The organism is Roseovarius dicentrarchi, from assembly GCF_003316635.1.
Classification (GTDB): Bacteria; Pseudomonadota; Alphaproteobacteria; order Rhodobacterales; family Rhodobacteraceae; genus Roseovarius; species Roseovarius dicentrarchi.
Genome location: NZ_QNQP01000003.1, coordinates 159,098 through 176,131 on the forward strand (window position 1 = coordinate 159,098; position 17,034 = coordinate 176,131).

Genomic DNA, 17,034 nt, shown 5'->3' on the forward strand with positions numbered 1-17,034 from the left:
AGGAAGGGCGCGCGATGACGGCTCAGGTAATTGACGGCAAGGCCTTTGCGGCCGAAGTACGTGGAAAAGTGGCGGAGCATGTGGCCCGCCTGAAGGAAAAGCATGATTTGGTGCCGGGGCTGGCCGTGGTTCTGGTGGGTGAAGACCCCGCAAGCCAGGTCTACGTGCGCTCGAAGGGCAAGCAGACCACCGAGGTTGGCATGAAAAGCGTCGAGCATAAGCTGGACGCCGATACGTCGGAGGCGGATCTGCTGGCGCTGATCGACCAGTTGAACAACGATGACAGCATCAACGGTATTCTTGTGCAGTTGCCGCTGCCCAAGCATCTGGACGAGGATCTGGTTATCAACTCGATTGATCCGGCCAAGGATGTTGATGGGTTTCATATCTCCAACGTCGGTCTGCTGGGCACGGGTCAGAAGAGCATGGTCCCCTGCACGCCGCTTGGCTGCCTGATGATGCTACGAGAGCATCACGGATCGCTGTCGGGTATGAACGCGGTCGTAATCGGGCGCAGCAACATCGTGGGCAAGCCAATGGCGCAGCTGCTGCTGGGCGATAGCTGCACCGTGACGATCGCGCATTCGCGTACCAAGGATCTGGCGGAGGTTGTGCGCCGGGCCGATATCGTCGTGGCGGCTGTTGGGCGGCCCGAGATGGTTCCGGGGGACTGGATCAAGGAGGGTGCGACGGTGATTGATGTCGGCATCAACCGGATCGAGAAAGACGACGGCAAGACAAAGCTGGTCGGCGACGTCGATTACGCAAGCTGCGCCGAACGGGCTGGTGCGATTACGCCCGTGCCGGGCGGAGTGGGTCCGATGACCATCGCGTGCCTTTTGGCCAACACGCTGACAGCGACATGCCGTGCCAACGGTCTGGAAGAGCCGAAAGGCCTGACCGCTTAACTGTTCGGTAATGACTTGCTTGTAGTATGGGCCATCCTCTTGAGTGAGGGTGGCCCTTTTCTGTTAACGCGGCATGGGGATGGCGTGAGTCTTGGGACCGGTAAGGACGGCGATCGCGCCTGCGGACATAAGCGCTGCCAGAGTGCTGTCATTGCTGCGCAGACCGCCTGTGTAGGTGCCGTATGCCGGCAGGATGATGCGGTCGCCATCTATCAGGAAGGCTGGCCTGCTGACGCTGCGGGCGCGCGTTCTGACGCTGGCCTTTGGGTGATAATGCCCGGACACCTCGCCGCGCGCCGCTGGCTGCGCTATGTGGCGGAACGTGAGCGGCGCCAGCGATAGCTCGCCGAGGTGGGTTCCGCCCAGATCTATGGGGCCGGGATCATGGTTGCCTTCGATCCAGATCCAGCGGCGCCCAGCCTGAAGGGCCGTGATCCGAAGCTTGTCAGCGCGGCTGAGTGCGTGGACGGCTGCGCTGTCGTCAAAGCTGTCGCCGAGGCATATGATGGTTTTTGCGTCCGTGCTATGCAGGTCTGCCTCAAGGCGCGAGAGGGTATCGTGCGTCTCGTACGGAGGCAGCGCGCCGGTGCCCAGGCGCGCGCGGCGTTCCGATTTACCAAGATGAAGATCCGAAACGCAAAGCAGATTTTTGTCCGGCCAGTAGAGCGCGCCAGTCGCAAGCGCGACAAGATGCGCATCGTGCAGGGTGAAGGGATGGCCGGTCATGATGATGGTTAATACTGCTCAGATGTCAGAAAAATAATCTTCATCCAGACTTTTGACATGATAGGTGGAACGTGTTCTGACGCCAACCTCATGCGCGATCATGAGTTGAGCAAGCTTGCTGCCATCAATCAGAACGATCCGTTGCTGGACGCGATCTATATATGCGCACGCTTCTTTTGAGAAGGACGACGTTGTCACAAAAACGCCCTTCGTGGCGCTTTCTCCGGTGAGTGACCCGACGAACCGTTGAATGTCGGGGCGTCCGACCTTGTTGTCTGGTGCGTATCTTTTCGCCTGAATGTATACGGCGTCCAGACCAAGGGCGTCTTCATTGATAATACCGTCAATGCCGCCGTCACTGCCTGTCGCCGTGAGTTTGCCAGAACCGACAGTGCCGCGGCCAAAGTTCATCGCTGTGAGCAGATCAAGGATTAATTGCTCAAACCGGGCTGGTGTCACTTGGAGCAATGCGGTGATCAGCTCTTCGCTCAGCGCCAGATTGAGCAATCGATCTGCGCTGATGATCGCATCTTCTGGTGTCTGGTCATCGGCAATTTGGTTTGTTTGGCCCGCGTTCGATGTGGCAGGCGTGTCATTGGTTGGCTGGTTTTTCCATTCGGCAAAATCGCCGTATTCCGCGAGCATCGCATTGTTGATTGTCGCCGGCCCGGTTGCCAGTAATTCGCGCCCACGCGCCGTTATTTCGTGAAAACCGCGGCGCGGTGATGTCAGCAAACCGGCTTTGCCCAGATACGTGCGTGCCCAATGGGCGCGGCTGTGCAGTCGGGTAATTCGGCCGCTCGGCAGAAGTTCGGCCGCGTCCGCATCGCTGATATTGAACGCAATTTTCAGATCAGGAACACAGTCCGAAACGCTGGTTTTGCGATCCGCAAATAGCCTCAGAATGGGCAGCATCAGACTTTGGTAATCGGGAATTGCCACGGTCAGCGCCCCCTGTCAAACGTCCAGTTCTTCCACGAACCTTGCATTTTCCTGAATGTACTGGAACCGCAGTTCGGGCTTTTTGCCCATCAGACGCTCGACCAGATCGCCGGTTTCCCCCGGTTCATCTTCGTCTATCGTGACGCGGATCAATTTGCGCGACTTGGCGTCCATTGTCGTTTCCTTGAGGTCCTTGGCGTCCATTTCGCCCAAACCCTTGAACCGGCTGACGTCAATTTTACCCTTGCCGCCCAGCCCCTTGGCCAGCCACATGTCGCGCTCGGCCTCGTCTATGCAGTAAACGCGGCGCGCGCCTTGGCTAAGGCGATAGAGGGGCGGGCAGGCCAGATAGAGGTGGCCCGCGTCAATCATCGGGCGCATCTGGGTAAAGAAAAACGTCATCAGCAGGGCGGCAATATGCGCCCCGTCAACGTCCGCATCCGTCATGATGATGATCTTGTCATACCGCAGATCATCAAGGTTGAATTTCGAGCCAAGGCCAACACCAAGAGCCTGTGTCAGATCACTGATTTCCTGGTTGCTGCCCAGTTTGGAACTGGCCGCGCCCAGCACGTTCAGGATTTTACCGCGGAGTGGGAGCAGGGCCTGAACCTTGCGATCGCGCGCCATCTTGGCCGATCCACCGGCCGAGTCGCCCTCGACAATAAACAGCTCTGTCCCGTCGCGGGAGTTGGAGGAGCAATCCACCAGCTTGCCCGGCAGGCGCAGTCTTTTAGTCGCGGTCTTGCGCTGGGTTTCTTTTTCCTGACGCCGGCGCAGACGTTCTTCGGCGCGCAGGACCAGAAAATCGAGTATGGCGCCGGCTGATTTGGTGTCGGCCGCAAGCCAGTTGTCAAAATGGTCCCTGACGGAATTTTCGACCATGCGCTGTGCATCGACGGTGGCAAGGCGGTCCTTGGTCTGGCCGACGAATTCCGGCTCCCGGATAAAGCAGGACACCAGGGCGCCGGCACCGGTCATCAGATCCTCGCGGGTGATCGTTCCGGCCTTTTTGACGTTGACCAAGTCACCATATGCCTTGATCCCCTTGAGGATAGCCGCCCAGAACCCGGCCTCATGCGTGCCGCCTTCGGGTGTGGGAACCGTGTTGCAATAGGATTGGATGAACCCGTCCCGCGCGGGGGTCCAGTTGATCGCCCATTCCACCTTGCCCGGCACCTTGAATTTCTCAAAACTGACGGAGCCTGCAAAGGGGGTGTCGGCATAGGTCGTCGCACCGCCCATCGCCTCTGTCAGATAGTCGGAAAGGCCGCCGGGAAAGTGAAACTTGGCCTCGCGGGGGGTCTCGCCGTCGTCGATTTCGGTTTTCCAGCGGATCTCGACGCCGGAGAAAAGGTAGGCTTTGGAGCGGGCCATCTTGAACAGGCGCGCAGGTTTGAAGCTGAGAGAGCCGAAAATTTCGGGATCCGGATGGAAGGTGACGGCCGTACCGCGCCGGTTTGGCGCAGCGCCGATCTTGGCCAGCGGTGCCACAGGCAGGCCGCGCGAAAAGTCCATCGCAAAAAGCTCTTTGTTGCGCGCCACTTCGACACGCAAATGATCCGACAGCGCGTTAACCACAGAACTGCCGACACCGTGCAGGCCGCCGGATGTCTGATAACTGTCGCCGGAAAATTTGCCGCCGGCGTTCAGTGTGCAGAAGATGATCTCAAGCGCCGATTTGGTCGGGTCCTTGGGATGCGGCCCGGTCGGGATTCCGCGCCCGTTGTCGCGCACGGACACGTGCCCATTCGCGTGCAACTCAACCTCGATCCATGTGGCGTGACCTGCGACCGCCTCATCCATGGAGTTGTCGATGATCTCGGCCACCATGTGATGCAGGGCGCGGTCATCCTTGCCGCCGATATACATGCCGGGACGCAGGCGCACATGCTCCATGTCCTCAAGAACTTGAATCGACGATGCATCATAATCGCCCGAGGATGTGGCGGCTGTCAGAAGATCGGACATGGGTGCGGTGCTCTTTATTTTGGGTTCCCGCAATTATGACAGAGCGGTGGTCCGGTTAAAAGCGGTGCGTCGCGTCATCTGCCCTTGGCTGCGCGCAAATTCACGGTGGCCTGTCGCCCCAGATCAGCAAACCAAGCAAATTCACCGAAAGCAGCCCGACGGTCAGGCTCGCCAGTCGCCATCGCGCACGCATCAGGGTGGGATCGCGGAGGAAATTGCGAAACTCACCGAATTGTTCACGCACATTGGGCCATGTGCCGCCCCGCGTCTCGGCCGCCTGCCGCGCCGCGCGTGACATCATGAAGAGGGCAGTGAACATGCACCAGGCCCACAGGACAAACAGGACCGATGACACGGCCAGCCATACGGATTGGATCAGCGGTATCAACCGGCAGTCACATCTGATTGAGCCACCCTCACGATAATCCCCTCCTTGGCTCCGGCTGTTGGCCCGTCGCAGATCTGGAGCTCAGTTACTCCAAGAGATGCCAGACTGTCATGATTCGTGTGAAGGAATGGCTAACGCACATTCGGGGTTGGCGGTCAGCGACAATTTAAGGCACACGCGCCGATCGGGCAGCGTCCGCGTTCAGAAATCCGGGTCGATACCGGGCAGTTTCAGCGCGGAAATCAGATCACGCAGTTCCTGCCTTGCTGCAATATTCGAAATATTCAGCTGTTTGACGCCCAGATCCTTGAGATCCAGCAGGGTCAGGCCACGCGGAAACAGTTCCCGGAAAATGACCCGTTCGTTAAATCCAGGGGCCACCCTGAACCCGATCCGCTTGGCCAGATTATCGAGGGCAGCGCCCATCTTTTCCTTGTTTACCATGGCTTGGGCGCCAACGCGGTTGCGCACGACGATCCAGTCTATCGGCTTCAGCCCGGCTTGCGCCCGCAACTGGCGCGCGTTCCAGACCATTTCGGAATAAACCGACGGGCGCAGGATCTTGAGCCCTTCGGAATCGACATGTGCCAGCAGATCGAAATCAACAAAGCTGTCATTGAGCGGCGTGACAAGCGTGTCGGCAAGGCTATGCGCCACCTGGCTTAGCCGGGTGTGCGAACCGGGGCAGTCGATGACGATGAAATCGCTGTCCGGCTCCAGCGACGCGACCGCCTCGGAAAGGCGGCGGTCGTAAACGTTCTCGCCGGGGCTGAGCGTGGATTGATCCACCTCGGGTAATTCGTGATAATGGGGGCTGGGCAGGTCGATGCCGGAATGGGCCAGAAACGCCTTGCGGTTCTCCGAATAGCGACCAAAGGTCTTTTGCCGCAAATCCAGATCGAGCGCGCTCACCGTTTTGCCCATCCGCGCCAGCGCCGTGGCGACATGCATCGACACGGTCGATTTGCCCGCGCCGCCCTTTTCATTTCCGACGACGATTATATGCGCCATGTCCCTATTTCCCTTGCCCCACACCCTCGAACCGGGGTGTTTGCGCCATAGTATCGCGCGTGTCGGGAATAGGAAAGGGCGGGCGCGGTAGCAATGCGCCTGCAAACCTGCCTGTGTGCAACGTAAAAGAGCGGCCCTTGTGAGGCCGCTCTTTTATCTTGACCATGGCAAGGGATTAACCCTTCATGCTGTCCCAGAAAGATTTGACTGATCGGAAAAAGCTTTTGCTTTCCGGGTTGTTATCCTCTGACAACGCTTCAAATTCGCGCAGCAGCTCTTTTTGCTTGGACGTCAGGTTAACCGGCGTTTCAACCGCCAGTTCGATGAACATGTCACCGGCCGAGCCACCGCGAAGCGCCGGCATGCCCTTGGACCGTAGGCGCATTTGCCGTCCCGATTGGCTGCCGGCCGGGATTTTCACCTTGCTGCGGCCACCGTCGATGGTGGGCACTTCGATGTCGCCGCCAATCGCGGCGGTGATCATGGACACCGGCACCTTGCAGTAAAGATTGCTTTCCTCACGCTCAAAAAGACTGTGCTTGGCCACCTCGATAAAGATGTAGAGATCGCCCGGAGGCCCGCCGCGCATGCCCGCCTCGCCTTCGCCGGACAGGCGAATGCGCGTGCCGGTTTCAACGCCGGCCGGGATATTGACGCTCAGCGCGCGGTCCTTTTCGACCCGGCCCTGACCGCCGCAGCTTTTGCAGGGGTTCTGCACGATCTGGCCCATGCCGGAACATGTCGGGCAGGTCCGCTCCACCGTGAAAAAGCCCTGTTGCGCACGCACCTTCCCCATGCCCGAGCATGTCGGGCAGGTCGACGGCTCTGCGCCGCCTTCGGCGCCGGACCCGTCGCAGGATTTACACTGCACCGACGTGGGGACGTTGATCGTTTTTTGCAGCCCCTTGAAAGCGTCCTCAAGCGTGATGCGCATGTTGTAACGCAGGTCGGACCCGCGCGCGGCGCGCTGGCGTCCGCCGCCGCCCCGTGCGCCCATGAAGTCGCCGAACAGGTCATCGAACACATCGGAAAACGCGCTGGCAAAGTCGCCTTGGCCCTGCCCGCCCGGTCCGGGACGCTGTCCGCCACCGCCGCCCATGCCACCCTCAAAGGCCGCGTGACCAAAGCGATCGTAGGCCGCCTTTTTCTCGGGGTCTTTCAGAACGTCATATGCTTCCCCGGCTTCCTTGAACTGAGTCTCGGCGTTGGGGTTGTCCTTGTTGCTGTCGGGATGAAAGGCTTTTGCCTTTTGGCGATATGCCTTCTTGATTTCATCTGCCGAGGCCCCGCGCGCGACGCCCAGAACCTCGTAATAATCGCGTTTGGCCATTCGAGAACTCCTATACCTGAAACGAAACGGGCCGGCCTGTTACAGGACCGGCCCGAAGGTTTCTCAGCGGCGCATTAGCCGCGCTTGCTGTCGTCGAGGTCCTCAAAATCGGCATCGACAATGTCATCGTCGCCGGGGGCCTGATCGGCTGCTGCGGGGCCGCCATCATCCTCTTGCTGAGCGGCCTTGTAGATCGCCTCACCCAGCTTCATGGCTGCCTCGGTGACGTTCTGGATACCCGACTTGATCTTGGCCGAGTCTTCTTTTTCCAGATCGTCCTTCAGTGCGGAAATCGCCAGCTCGATCGCTTCGATGGTGGTGGGATCCACCTTGTCGGCATGCTCCTCCATCGACTTTTCGGTCGAGTCGATCAGGCTTTCGGCCTGGTTTTTGGCCTCGACCAGCTCGCGGCGCTCCTTGTCGGATTCGGCGTTTTCTTCCGCATCCTTGACCATCTTTTCGATGTCCTCATCAGACAGACCGCCCGACGCCTGGATCGTGATCTTGTGCTCCTTGTTCGTGCCCTTGTCCTTGGCCGAAACCGAGACGATACCGTTTGTGTCGATATCGAAGGTCACCTCGATCTGGGGCATGCCGCGCGGTGCAGGCGGGATGTTTTCCAGATTGAACTGGCCCAGCATCTTGTTGTCGGCGGCCATCTCACGCTCGCCCTGGAACACCCGGATCGTCACGGCGCTCTGGCTGTCCTCGGCGGTCGAGAAGACCTGGGATTTGTTCGTCGGGATCGTGGTGTTGCGGTCGATAAGGCGGGTGAACACGCCGCCCAGCGTCTCGATGCCCAGCGACAGGGGTGTGACGTCCAGAAGAACGACGTCCTTGATGTCGCCTTGCAGGACAGCGGCCTGAATAGCGGCGCCCATGGCAACCACTTCGTCCGGGTTCACGCCCTTGTTCGGCTCCTTGCCGAACAGCTTGGTCACTTCTTCGATCACCTTGGGCATGCGGGTCATACCGCCGACCAGAACAACCTCGTCAATGTCGCTTGCCGACAGGCCCGCATCCTTCAGCGCGGCCTGGCACGGCTTCAGCGACGCCTTGACCAGATCGCCGACCAGCGATTCCAGCTTGGCGCGGGTCAGTTTCATCACCATGTGCAGCGGCTGGCCGCTGGACGACATCGAGATGAACGGCTGGTTGATTTCGGTCTGGCTGGAGCTGGACAACTCGATCTTGGCCTTTTCGGCGGCTTCCTTCAGACGCTGAAGCGCCATCTTGTCCTGCGTCAGGTCGACCTGATGCTCTTTCTTGAACTCACCGGCCAGATAATCGACGATGCGCATGTCAAAGTCTTCGCCGCCAAGGAACGTGTCGCCATTGGTCGCCTTGACCTCGAACAGGCCGTCCTCGATTTCCAGAATGGTCACGTCGAATGTACCGCCGCCAAGGTCATAGACCGCGATGGTTTGTGCATTGTCCTTGTCCAGACCATAGGCCAGCGCCGCCGCTGTCGGCTCGTTGATGATGCGCAGCACTTCAAGGCCGGCAATCTTGCCCGCGTCCTTGGTTGCCTGACGCTGGGCGTCATTGAAATAGGCCGGAACGGTGATCACGGCCTGCGTGACATCCTCACCCAGATAGCTTTCGGCGGTTTCTTTCATCTTGCCCAGAATGAACGCGCTGATCTGGCTGGGCGAATATTTCTCATCGCGCGCCTTGACCCATGCGTCGCCATTTCCGCCATCAACGATGGTGAAGGGCATGTTTTTCTTGTCCTTGGCCAAGTGGCTGTCATCGGCGCGGCGGCCGATCAGGCGCTTGACGCCAAAGACGGTGTTTTCGGGGTTGGTCACGGCCTGACGCTTGGCCGGCTGGCCAACGAGGCGCTCATTCTCGGTAAAGGCGACGATCGACGGCGTCGTGCGCGCGCCTTCGGAGTTTTCGATAACGCGAGCTGTCTTGCCGTCCATGATGGCGACGCAGCTGTTGGTTGTTCCCAGGTCAATACCAATGACTTTGGACATGTTTTCATCCCTTTCTCTTAGGCGATATGACAGGGCGCGACCCGTTACGGCATCCCGGCCCCGGTTTGGTTGTCGTCGTGGCTGGCATATGCTTGCCCCGGCTCCCGGCGTATATAGGGAGCGGTTCGGGACCCTGCAAGCGGTGGGGGGCGCCCGATTTTGCAGTTTAGCGCTAATTTTTTCGCGGGAGGGACGTGGTGACTGAATTTGACCTGCGCGGTTTTCGCATTCTGCCGGAGTATCTGGCCCCGGCGTGTCAGGCCGATCTGGTGTCGGCGCTGCGGGATGTGGTCGCGCAAGCGCCGCTTTTTTCGCCCGTCACCCCATCAGGCAAGACGATGAGCGTGCGCATGACATCGGCAGGACGCTATGGCTGGGTGTCAGACCGGTCCGGATATCGCTATTCCGGGGCGCATCCGGCCGGGCAGCCGTGGCCGGACATTCCCGCGGCGGTTTTGCGAATCTGGCGCGATCTGGTCAGTGACCGGCGTGATCCCGATTGCTGTTTGCTGAACTATTACGGCGAGGGCGCGCGCATGGGATTGCATCAAGACCGTGACGAGGCGGATTTCAGCTGGCCGGTGCTGTCAATTTCGCTGGGGGACGAAGGGCTGCTGCGTATCGGCAACACGGCGCGCGGGGGCGCAACGGCGTCGCACTGGCTGCGCTCTGGCGATGTGGTGGTGATGGGCGGTGCCGCGCGTCTCGCCTATCATGGGGTGGACCGGATCCGCTTTGGATCGTCCACGCTTTTGCCAAAGGGCGGGCGCATCAACCTGACCTGCCGCGTCGTGGATTGAATGCGCCCGCTTGATCGGGGGATTATCCGGTCTTTTTCGGCTCCACATTCACCTGATGCGGGAAGGGGATGGAAATGCCCTGGGCGTCGAAATCTTCCTTGATGGCTTTGGTCAGCTCAAACTTCACGTTCCAGAAATCATCGGTCGAGGTCCACAGCCGGGCTGTTATGTCGACCGAGCTGTCGCCAAGGTTTGTCACCCGCGCCCATGGTTCGGGCTCGCTCATCACGCGGTCATCGGCGCGGGCATTGTCCAGAATGATCTGCATCGCAGTATCGGCGCTGTCCGCGTAGTCGATGCCGAACACCAGATCCAACCGGCGCGTGTCATGGGCCGAATAATTCGTGATGATCGATCCCCACGCCTGCCCGTTCGGCACGATGATCTGCACGTTTTGCGGTGTCGTCAGTTCGGTAAAGAACAGCGCGATTTCTGTCACCGTGCCGCTGGTGCCACTGATGTCGACATATTGGCCCAGACGATACGGGCGGAAAACCACCAGCATGATACCGGCGGCCAGATCCGCCAAGGTCCCCTGCAAGGCAAGGCCGATCGCCAGCGTTGCCGCACCCAGAACGGCAACCACGCTGGTTGCCTCGATGCCGAACAGGTTCAGCACCGCCAGCAGCACCATGATGCGGATCGCCCATGTCGCGACGGTCGCGGCGAAATTTCCCAGCGTCTTGTCGATACGCTTGTGTTTGTTGACCTGCTTGCGCACGAAACTGCCGACAAACCCTGCCATCGTCCAGCCGACGACCAGCACCAGCAGCGCCTTGACTGTGGCAATGACCAGCGGCGTGTAGGCGCCCAATTCGTCGATTACGTTCTCCATATACGTCCTCTAAGCGGCAAAAGTTAATTTCAGGTTGCCGCGCGTATAACGGGCCTTTGCCACAGAAAAAAGGCCCCGGAGGGACCGGAGCCTTTGAATGGCAGCACAGTGCGGCGCGATCAGCGGTGCGTGAGGGCGTCGCGGATTTCGATCAGGATGTCCTTTTCGGACGGGCCGGTATGCACTTCGGGCGCTACCTCGTCCGGCTTTTCCGCCAGCGATTTCACCTTGTTGACGTAGCGCACCAGCATGAAGACGACGAAGGCGATGATGAAGAAATTGATCACAGCCATCAGAAAAGACCCGTAGGCAAAGACGGATGCGCCCGCTTCGCGCGCCTGCTCCAGCGACGCGCCGGGCGGGACATCGCCGGCCAGCACGGCGTAGTTGTTGGTGAAATCTATGCCGCCGGTAAACAACCCGATGATTGGGTTGATCAAATCACCGACCAGCGATGTCACGATCGCGGTAAACGCCGCACCGATGATGATACCGACGGCCATGTCCATGACATTGCCCTTGGCGATGAAGTCCTTGAATTCATTCAGCATTATCCGCGTTCCGACTTGGATTGACAGGGGGGTATATCAGGCTGGCAAAGTGCCGTTGAGTACGTAACGCAGCATGTCTACCACCTGCTGCGGCGTCCGCGCGACGGCCTGCGCGGCGGCGTCGACTTCTTTCAGCGCATGGTCATGTTCGGCCGGTTGCAGGATGATCAGCGACGTCCCCAGCGCGGCGGCATAGCCCGCATCAAATGCCGCGTTCCACTGCTTGTACTTGTCACCGAAGCGGACAACGACGATGTCGGCCTCCTCGATCATCTGGCGGGTGCGGATCGCGTTCAGCTTGGCGCCTTTGTGGTCGTGCCAGAACTTGTCCGGCTCTTGCCCCAGGATGGCAACGCCGCAATCGTCGCTGGCGGCGTGATCGGTGACCGGAGCCGTAAACGTGACATCCAGATCCCTGGCGCCCTGTTCGATCTGGTCGCGCCAGTCGGTGTGAATTTCGCCGCTCAGATAAACGTTCAGCATGGGGTTCTCCTTTGTTAGCCGCGCAGAGCGCCGCCGGTCGCCTTGGCAACCTTTTCGACGATCTTGGCCGCGACCGCCTCGATTTCCTTGTCTTTCAGTGTTGCGCCGGTCGGCTGCAGCCGCACGGTGACGGCCAGTGATTTCTTACCCTCGCCCAGGCTGCCGCCGATGAACTGGTCAAAGACGCGCACATCCTCGATCAGGGTTTTGTCGGCGCCAAGCGCCGCATTGACCAAGGTCAGCGCCTCGACCTCTGCATCGACGACAAAGGCAAAGTCACGCTCCACCGCCTGCAGATCGCGGATCTGCGCCGCGCCGCGATTGGCGGTGACGTTGCGCGGCAGCGGAATTTCGGCAGGCGCGAGCGTGAAGGCAAAGGCGCTGCCCTTGACGCCCATCGCGCGCAAGGTTTTGGGGTGCAATTCGCCGAATACGCCCAGCACCTTTTTCGGCCCCAGGCAGATCATGCCGTGACGGCCCGGATGCCACCAACCTGCCGCGCCGCGCAGAATCTGCACCTTGGCGGGTGCGCCGATGGCCGACAGGATCGCTTCGGCATCGGCCTTGGCATCATAGAGGTCGATGGAGCGGTCCGAGCCATGCACATCCTTCGGCCCGGTCCGCCCCATCAGGAGGCCCGCCACCTGCAAATGCTGCTCGCCCGGCTCGCCGCCGTGGAAGGCGTGGCCGACCTCAAAGAGGGCCATATCGGAAATGCCGCGCGCCTGATTGCGCGCCGCCGCCTGCAACAGTCCCGGCAGCAGGGCGGGGCGCATATGGCTCATCTCGCGGCTGATCGGGTTGGCCAGCATCGTGGCGTCATCGCCGCCGCCGAACAGGGTGGCGCTGGCATGGTCAATGAAGCTGTAGGTGACGCATTCGTTGTACCCCAGCATCGCCGCAGTGCGCCGCGCGATCTGCTCGCGTTTCTGCATCGGTGACAGGATCGGCGCGGGCACACCGGCCTGCGCGCGGGGCAGGGGGCGGCCGACCAGCTTGGTCAGGGACGCGATGCGCGCCACTTCTTCGACCAGATCCGCCTCGCCCCGGACATCGGGGCGCCAGCTGGGCACGGTGGCCATGTCACCGTCGAGGCGGAAGCCGAGGGCGGTCAGCGTCTGGCGCTGTTCGGATTCGGGGATCTCCATGCCGACCAGCGATTGCACCTTGGCCGGGATCAGCCGGTAAGCGCGGCGCGTGTCCGGCACGCGGCCGACTTGCACGAGGTTCGACGGGGTGCCGCCGCACAGATCCATGATCATCTGCGTGGCGAGGTCCACGGCCTCCATGTTGAAAGCCGGGTCGATCCCGCGCTCGTTGCGATAGCGCGCGTCGGAGTTGATTTTCAGCGCGCGGCCCGTGCTGGCGATCTGGACATGGTCCCAGACAGCCGCCTCAAGGAACACATCGGTCGTCTCGGCGGTGCAGCCGGTTGCCAGCCCGCCCATGATGCCGCCGATGCTCTCGATGCCATTGTCATCGGAAATCACCACCTGACCGGCTTGAAACGTATACTCCTTCTCATCCAGCCCGGTCAGCGTCTCGCCGCCCTTTGTGCGGTGGATGCGCAGATCGCCCTGCACCTTGCCTGCGTCGAACACATGCAGCGGGCGGTTGCGGTCAAACGTGAAAAAGTTGGTGATATCCACCAGCGCCGAGCGCGGGCGCAGCCCGATGGCGCGCAGGCGGTCCTGAAGCCATTCGGGGCTGGGGCCGTTCGTGACGCCGCGAATGAGCCGCCCGGCGAACACCTCGCAGCCGTTTTGTGCCGTGTCCGCGTCGATGGTGACGTTGATCGGGCAGGGAAACTGGCCCTCGATATGGGCGGTTGGCGCGTCCTTCAGCGTGCCGAGGCCGCGTGCCGCCAGATCGCGGGCGATGCCGCGCACGCCCAGCGCATCGGGACGGTTCGGGGTGATGGCGATCTCGATTACCGGGTCCACCTTGGCAGGATCATTCTGCGCCAGCCAGTCGATATAGCGCGCGCCGACGTCGGCCCCGATTGACTCTGGTGGCAGCTCGATGATGCCGTCATGTTCGTCCGACAGCTCCATCTCGCGCTCCGAGCACATCATGCCGTAGCTCTCGATCCCGCGAATCTTGCCCACGCCGATGGTGGTGTCGATGCCCGGCACATAAACGCCCGGCTTGGCAACAACCACGGTGATCCCCTCGCGCGCGTTGGGCGCGCCGCAGATGATCTGAAGCTCGCCCTCGCCGGTGGCCACCGTGCACACGCGCAGACGGTCGGCATCGGGGTGCGGTTCGGCATGCGTTACCTTGCCAAGCGTGAAGTCAGCCAGCCGTGCGGCGGGGTTGGTGACGCCCTCGACCTCAAGGCCCAGATCGGTCAGCGCATAGGTGATCTCATCGACAGATGCGTTCGTGTCGAGATGGTCTTTGAGCCAGGAAAGCGTGAATTTCATGTGCCGTCATCCGCAGGTCATTATGGGTTGGCCTTCGCATACCGCAGAAGGCGCGGCGGGGGAAGGGCGCAGGCGGCGGTGCAAGGCGCCCCTTCGTCCGGAATCAAGGCGAAGCCGCCGGACGAGCGCCTGCCCGTTCCGGCGGGCTGGCGCTTTGGATGCGTAGCGCGCCGCTGATGGGGTGGAGGGCCTTGGCAGGCATAAAGCGCGCCTCATGAGCGTTGCAGCGCCACCCCACGGGCAGGCGCTCGCCCGGCTTGGGTCTGGCAAAGATGTTCTTCGTGTCAGGAGAGGGTGAAGCTCATCTGTCATTTCTCCAAAAATAGATGCGACGAATGGCCCAATCGAACGCCCTCTCGATCCTCTTCCAAAAGAGAGCGATTAGGCCGACGATCACTAGAAGCGGCCAAATAATCCAAACAAGCGTGCCAGCAATGAATGTTCCCGAAATATAGCCAGCGGATCCAGTAAGGATCATTGCGCCAGAGCTATGGGCTACTGCGGAGATGCCAAAGACCTGTCCAAGAACCGACATTGCGCCAGCAGCACCCAGACTGGTTCCAGCAACTGTCTTGCGGTTCCACAGTCGCTTTTTTGGACTCCATTCAAAATTTGCAATGCGTGCTAGCCCAGAAGTAATAATCTTACTCACCGACTCAACCCACCCCGCAACGTCGGCACATCCAGTGCAGCAAACCCATAATGCCGCAGCCAGCGCAGATCTGAATCAAAAAACGCCCGCAAATCCGGGATGCCATATTTCAGCATCGCGATCCGGTCGATGCCCATGCCGAAGGCAAAGCCCTGCCATTCGGTCGGGTCGATGTTGCTGGCCTCCAACACCTTCGGATGCACCATGCCGGACCCCAGGATCTCCAGCCAGTCATCCCCCTCGCCCACTTTCAATGTGCCGCCCTCCCATGAGCAGCGGATGTCGACCTCGGCGGACGGTTCGGTGAACGGGAAGTGCGAGGCTCGGAAGCGTAGCTCGACATCGTCGACCTCGAAGAACGCCTTGACGAATTCCTCCAGCACCCATTTCAGGTTTGCCATCGAGATGTCCTTGTCGATGGCCAGCCCCTCGACCTGGTGGAACATCGGCGTGTGGGTCATGTCGTAATCGGCGCGGTAGACGCGGCCCGGCGCGATGATGCGGATCGGCGCGCCCTGTTCCTGCATCGTGCGGATCTGCACGGGGCTGGTATGGGTGCGCAGGACGTGCGGCGGGCGCTCGTCGCCCTCGCCGCGATGGGTGTAGAACGTGTCCATTTCCGCCCGCGCGGGGTGGTGGCCGGGGATGTTCAGCGCGTCGAAATTGTACCAGTCGCTTTCGACCTGCGGCCCTTCGGCGACGGCAAAGCCCATGTCGGCAAAGATCGCGGTCACTTCCTCGGTCACCTGGCTGATCGGGTGGATGGTGCCCTGGCGCCGCGCGCGCACCGGCAGCGTGACGTCCAGCCACTCGCCGCGCAGACGTTCGTCCAGCGCGGCATCGGCCAGCGCCTCTTTCTTGGCGGCCAGCGCGCTGGTGATCTCGTCCTTCAGCGCGTTCAGTTTCGGCCCGGCCTCCTGCCGCTGCTCGGGCGTCATCTTGCCCAGTTCGCGCATTTTCAGGCTGATCTCGCCCTTTTTGCCGATGGCCTGCACGCGCAGATCCTCCAGCGTGGCCTCGGCCGTGGCGCCCGCTATGAGGCTGATGTATTTATCGCGCAGATCGTCCATGGGGGCATCCTCGGTCTGGTGTCAGCCTGCGAATTACCGCGCATCCCCCTTGCTTGCAAGCCTGCCGGCCCTCACGGCGCTGCGCAATGAAAAACGCCGCCCCCGAAGGTGCGGCGTTTGTCTGATCCAAAAGGCGCGCTGGCTCAGAAGCCGAGGCCTTCGTATTTTTTCTTGAACTTGGACACGCGGCCGCCGGAATCCATCAGGCGCCCGGTGGCGCCGGTCCAGGCGGGGTGCACGCTGGGGTCGATGTCCAGCGACAGCTGATCGCCTTCCTTGCCGTAGGTCGAGCGCATCTTGAGGATCGTGCCGTCGGTCATCTTGACGTCGATCTCGTGATAATCGGGGTGGATGTCTTTTTTCATCGGTCCGCTCCTCAGGCTTTCTTGGGCTTATAGGTGCTGTCTTCGGCGATACGGGCCGATTTACCGCGGCGCGAGCGCAGGTAATACAGCTTGGCACGGCGGACGCGGCCACGGCGCACGACCTCGATGCTGTCGATGTTGGTCGAATAGAGCGGGAACATACGCTCCACGCCTTCGCCGAACGAAATCTTGCGAACGGTGAACGATCCGGCAATGCCTGCGCCGTTCTTGCGGCTGATGCAGACGCCTTCAAAGTTCTGCACGCGGGTGCGCGTACCTTCCGTCACCTTGAAGCCGACGCGAATGGTGTCGCCGGCCTTGAAATCCGGAATGTCCTTGCCGAGTTCGGCAATCTGTTCCGCTTCGATCTGAGCGATTAGGTTCATCGCTGTTCTCCTGATTTGCTTGCGGTTTTTGTCCGCAAAGTGTTTTCGCGCCCAAGAGCTGGTGGTCTTTAACCGGATCCCCCTGACCAGATGTCAGAAGTCCGCCCCAGATCGGATCGTCCTTTTTCTACGCTATGCCTCGGGCGCGCCTGTCACGGATGCAAAGATCACCCGGCAATGTGGCATGCCTTATGGCGCCCGACTCGGC

General features: G+C 60.8%; 17 protein-coding genes. 2 read left to right on the forward strand and 15 right to left on the reverse strand.

Annotated features, from left to right (window positions below; translation table 11 throughout):
- The first annotated feature begins 14 nt into the window (after window positions 1-14).
- Window positions 15-908, forward strand: coding sequence for a bifunctional methylenetetrahydrofolate dehydrogenase/methenyltetrahydrofolate cyclohydrolase FolD (folD, locus tag DQ230_RS03305; RefSeq protein ID WP_113911074.1), 894 nt, complete (start codon window positions 15-17; stop codon window positions 906-908).
- 63 nt (window positions 909-971) lie between these two features.
- On the opposite strand, the gene pdeM is transcribed toward folD, so the two are convergent.
- The 7 genes from pdeM to dnaK all read right to left on the reverse strand — a co-directional run bounded on the left by pdeM (window position 972) and on the right by dnaK (window position 9,258).
- Window positions 972-1,634, reverse strand: a complete 663-nt coding sequence (gene pdeM, locus DQ230_RS03310) for a ligase-associated DNA damage response endonuclease PdeM (protein ID WP_113911075.1) — start codon at window positions 1,632-1,634, stop codon at window positions 972-974.
- Between the two features lie 18 nt (window positions 1,635-1,652).
- Window positions 1,653-2,576 (reverse strand): restriction endonuclease, encoded by a 924-nt coding sequence (locus tag DQ230_RS03315; protein ID WP_113911076.1) that lies wholly within the window; start codon window positions 2,574-2,576, stop codon window positions 1,653-1,655.
- 15 nt (window positions 2,577-2,591) lie between these two features.
- Complete coding sequence (locus tag DQ230_RS03320) at window positions 2,592-4,547, reverse strand: DNA gyrase/topoisomerase IV subunit B (RefSeq protein ID WP_113911077.1); 1,956 nt, start codon at window positions 4,545-4,547, stop codon at window positions 2,592-2,594.
- Window positions 4,548-4,647: 100 nt separating this feature from the next.
- A complete protein-coding gene (locus DQ230_RS03325; RefSeq protein WP_162497348.1) occupies window positions 4,648-4,866 on the reverse strand; it encodes a hypothetical protein in 219 nt (72 codons plus the stop codon).
- Window positions 4,867-5,136: 270 nt separating this feature from the next.
- Window positions 5,137-5,946: a division plane positioning ATPase MipZ gene (locus DQ230_RS03330; RefSeq protein WP_113911079.1), complete on the reverse strand. Its 810-nt coding sequence runs from the start codon at window positions 5,944-5,946 to the stop codon at window positions 5,137-5,139.
- Window positions 5,947-6,121: 175 nt separating this feature from the next.
- Complete coding sequence (dnaJ, locus tag DQ230_RS03335; protein ID WP_113911080.1) at window positions 6,122-7,276, reverse strand: molecular chaperone DnaJ; 1,155 nt, start codon at window positions 7,274-7,276, stop codon at window positions 6,122-6,124.
- A gap of 74 nt (window positions 7,277-7,350) precedes the next feature.
- Window positions 7,351-9,258, reverse strand: a complete 1,908-nt coding sequence (gene dnaK, locus DQ230_RS03340; protein WP_113911081.1) for a molecular chaperone DnaK — start codon at window positions 9,256-9,258, stop codon at window positions 7,351-7,353.
- Between the two features lie 197 nt (window positions 9,259-9,455).
- Here dnaK and DQ230_RS03345 point away from each other — a divergent pair, with 197 nt between their 5' ends.
- Window positions 9,456-10,058, forward strand: coding sequence for an alpha-ketoglutarate-dependent dioxygenase AlkB family protein (locus DQ230_RS03345; RefSeq protein ID WP_113911082.1), 603 nt, complete (start codon window positions 9,456-9,458; stop codon window positions 10,056-10,058).
- Window positions 10,059-10,080: 22 nt separating this feature from the next.
- Here the strand turns inward: DQ230_RS03345 and DQ230_RS03350 are convergent, their stop codons facing one another.
- The 8 genes from DQ230_RS03350 to rplS form a co-directional block, all read right to left on the reverse strand.
- Complete coding sequence (locus tag DQ230_RS03350) at window positions 10,081-10,893, reverse strand: mechanosensitive ion channel family protein (protein WP_113911083.1); 813 nt, start codon at window positions 10,891-10,893, stop codon at window positions 10,081-10,083.
- 119 nt (window positions 10,894-11,012) lie between these two features.
- Window positions 11,013-11,444, reverse strand: coding sequence for a large conductance mechanosensitive channel protein MscL (gene mscL / locus DQ230_RS03355; protein ID WP_113911084.1), 432 nt, complete (start codon window positions 11,442-11,444; stop codon window positions 11,013-11,015).
- A gap of 36 nt (window positions 11,445-11,480) precedes the next feature.
- Window positions 11,481-11,927 (reverse strand): YtoQ family protein, encoded by a 447-nt coding sequence (locus DQ230_RS03360; RefSeq protein ID WP_113911085.1) that lies wholly within the window; start codon window positions 11,925-11,927, stop codon window positions 11,481-11,483.
- A 14-nt stretch (window positions 11,928-11,941) separates the two neighbouring features.
- Window positions 11,942-14,353, reverse strand: coding sequence for a phenylalanine--tRNA ligase subunit beta (gene pheT, locus DQ230_RS03365; RefSeq protein WP_113911086.1), 2,412 nt, complete (start codon window positions 14,351-14,353; stop codon window positions 11,942-11,944).
- 301 nt (window positions 14,354-14,654) lie between these two features.
- Window positions 14,655-15,005, reverse strand: a complete 351-nt coding sequence (locus DQ230_RS17015) for a hypothetical protein (protein WP_162497349.1) — start codon at window positions 15,003-15,005, stop codon at window positions 14,655-14,657.
- Window positions 15,002-16,075, reverse strand: a complete 1,074-nt coding sequence (pheS, locus tag DQ230_RS03370; RefSeq protein WP_113911087.1) for a phenylalanine--tRNA ligase subunit alpha — start codon at window positions 16,073-16,075, stop codon at window positions 15,002-15,004. The genes DQ230_RS17015 and pheS overlap by 4 nt, the downstream gene beginning before the upstream one ends.
- A 143-nt stretch (window positions 16,076-16,218) precedes the next feature.
- Window positions 16,219-16,440, reverse strand: a complete 222-nt coding sequence (gene rpmE, locus DQ230_RS03375) for a 50S ribosomal protein L31 (RefSeq protein ID WP_113911088.1) — start codon at window positions 16,438-16,440, stop codon at window positions 16,219-16,221.
- Window positions 16,441-16,451: 11 nt separating this feature from the next.
- Window positions 16,452-16,826 (reverse strand): 50S ribosomal protein L19, encoded by a 375-nt coding sequence (gene rplS, locus DQ230_RS03380; protein WP_113911089.1) that lies wholly within the window; start codon window positions 16,824-16,826, stop codon window positions 16,452-16,454.
- Between the last annotated feature and the right edge of the window lie 208 nt (window positions 16,827-17,034).

Coding starts and splice junctions, on each gene's coding strand:
- folD (WP_113911074.1), top strand. CDS start 15: ATGACGGCTCAGGTAATTGACGGCAAGGCCTTTGCGGCCGAAGTACGT.
- pdeM (WP_113911075.1), bottom strand. CDS start 1,634: ATGACCGGCCATCCCTTCACCCTGCACGATGCGCATCTTGTCGCGCTT.
- DQ230_RS03320 (WP_113911077.1), bottom strand. CDS start 4,547: ATGTCCGATCTTCTGACAGCCGCCACATCCTCGGGCGATTATGATGCA.
- DQ230_RS03325 (WP_162497348.1), bottom strand. CDS start 4,866: ATGTTCACTGCCCTCTTCATGATGTCACGCGCGGCGCGGCAGGCGGCC.
- DQ230_RS03330 (WP_113911079.1), bottom strand. CDS start 5,946: ATGGCGCATATAATCGTCGTCGGAAATGAAAAGGGCGGCGCGGGCAAA.
- dnaJ (WP_113911080.1), bottom strand. CDS start 7,276: ATGGCCAAACGCGATTATTACGAGGTTCTGGGCGTCGCGCGCGGGGCC.
- dnaK (WP_113911081.1), bottom strand. CDS start 9,258: ATGTCCAAAGTCATTGGTATTGACCTGGGAACAACCAACAGCTGCGTC.
- DQ230_RS03350 (WP_113911083.1), bottom strand. CDS start 10,893: ATGGAGAACGTAATCGACGAATTGGGCGCCTACACGCCGCTGGTCATT.
- mscL (WP_113911084.1), bottom strand. CDS start 11,444: ATGCTGAATGAATTCAAGGACTTCATCGCCAAGGGCAATGTCATGGAC.
- DQ230_RS03360 (WP_113911085.1), bottom strand. CDS start 11,927: ATGCTGAACGTTTATCTGAGCGGCGAAATTCACACCGACTGGCGCGAC.
- pheT (WP_113911086.1), bottom strand. CDS start 14,353: ATGAAATTCACGCTTTCCTGGCTCAAAGACCATCTCGACACGAACGCA.
- pheS (WP_113911087.1), bottom strand. CDS start 16,075: ATGGACGATCTGCGCGATAAATACATCAGCCTCATAGCGGGCGCCACG.
- rpmE (WP_113911088.1), bottom strand. CDS start 16,440: ATGAAAAAAGACATCCACCCCGATTATCACGAGATCGACGTCAAGATG.
- rplS (WP_113911089.1), bottom strand. CDS start 16,826: ATGAACCTAATCGCTCAGATCGAAGCGGAACAGATTGCCGAACTCGGC.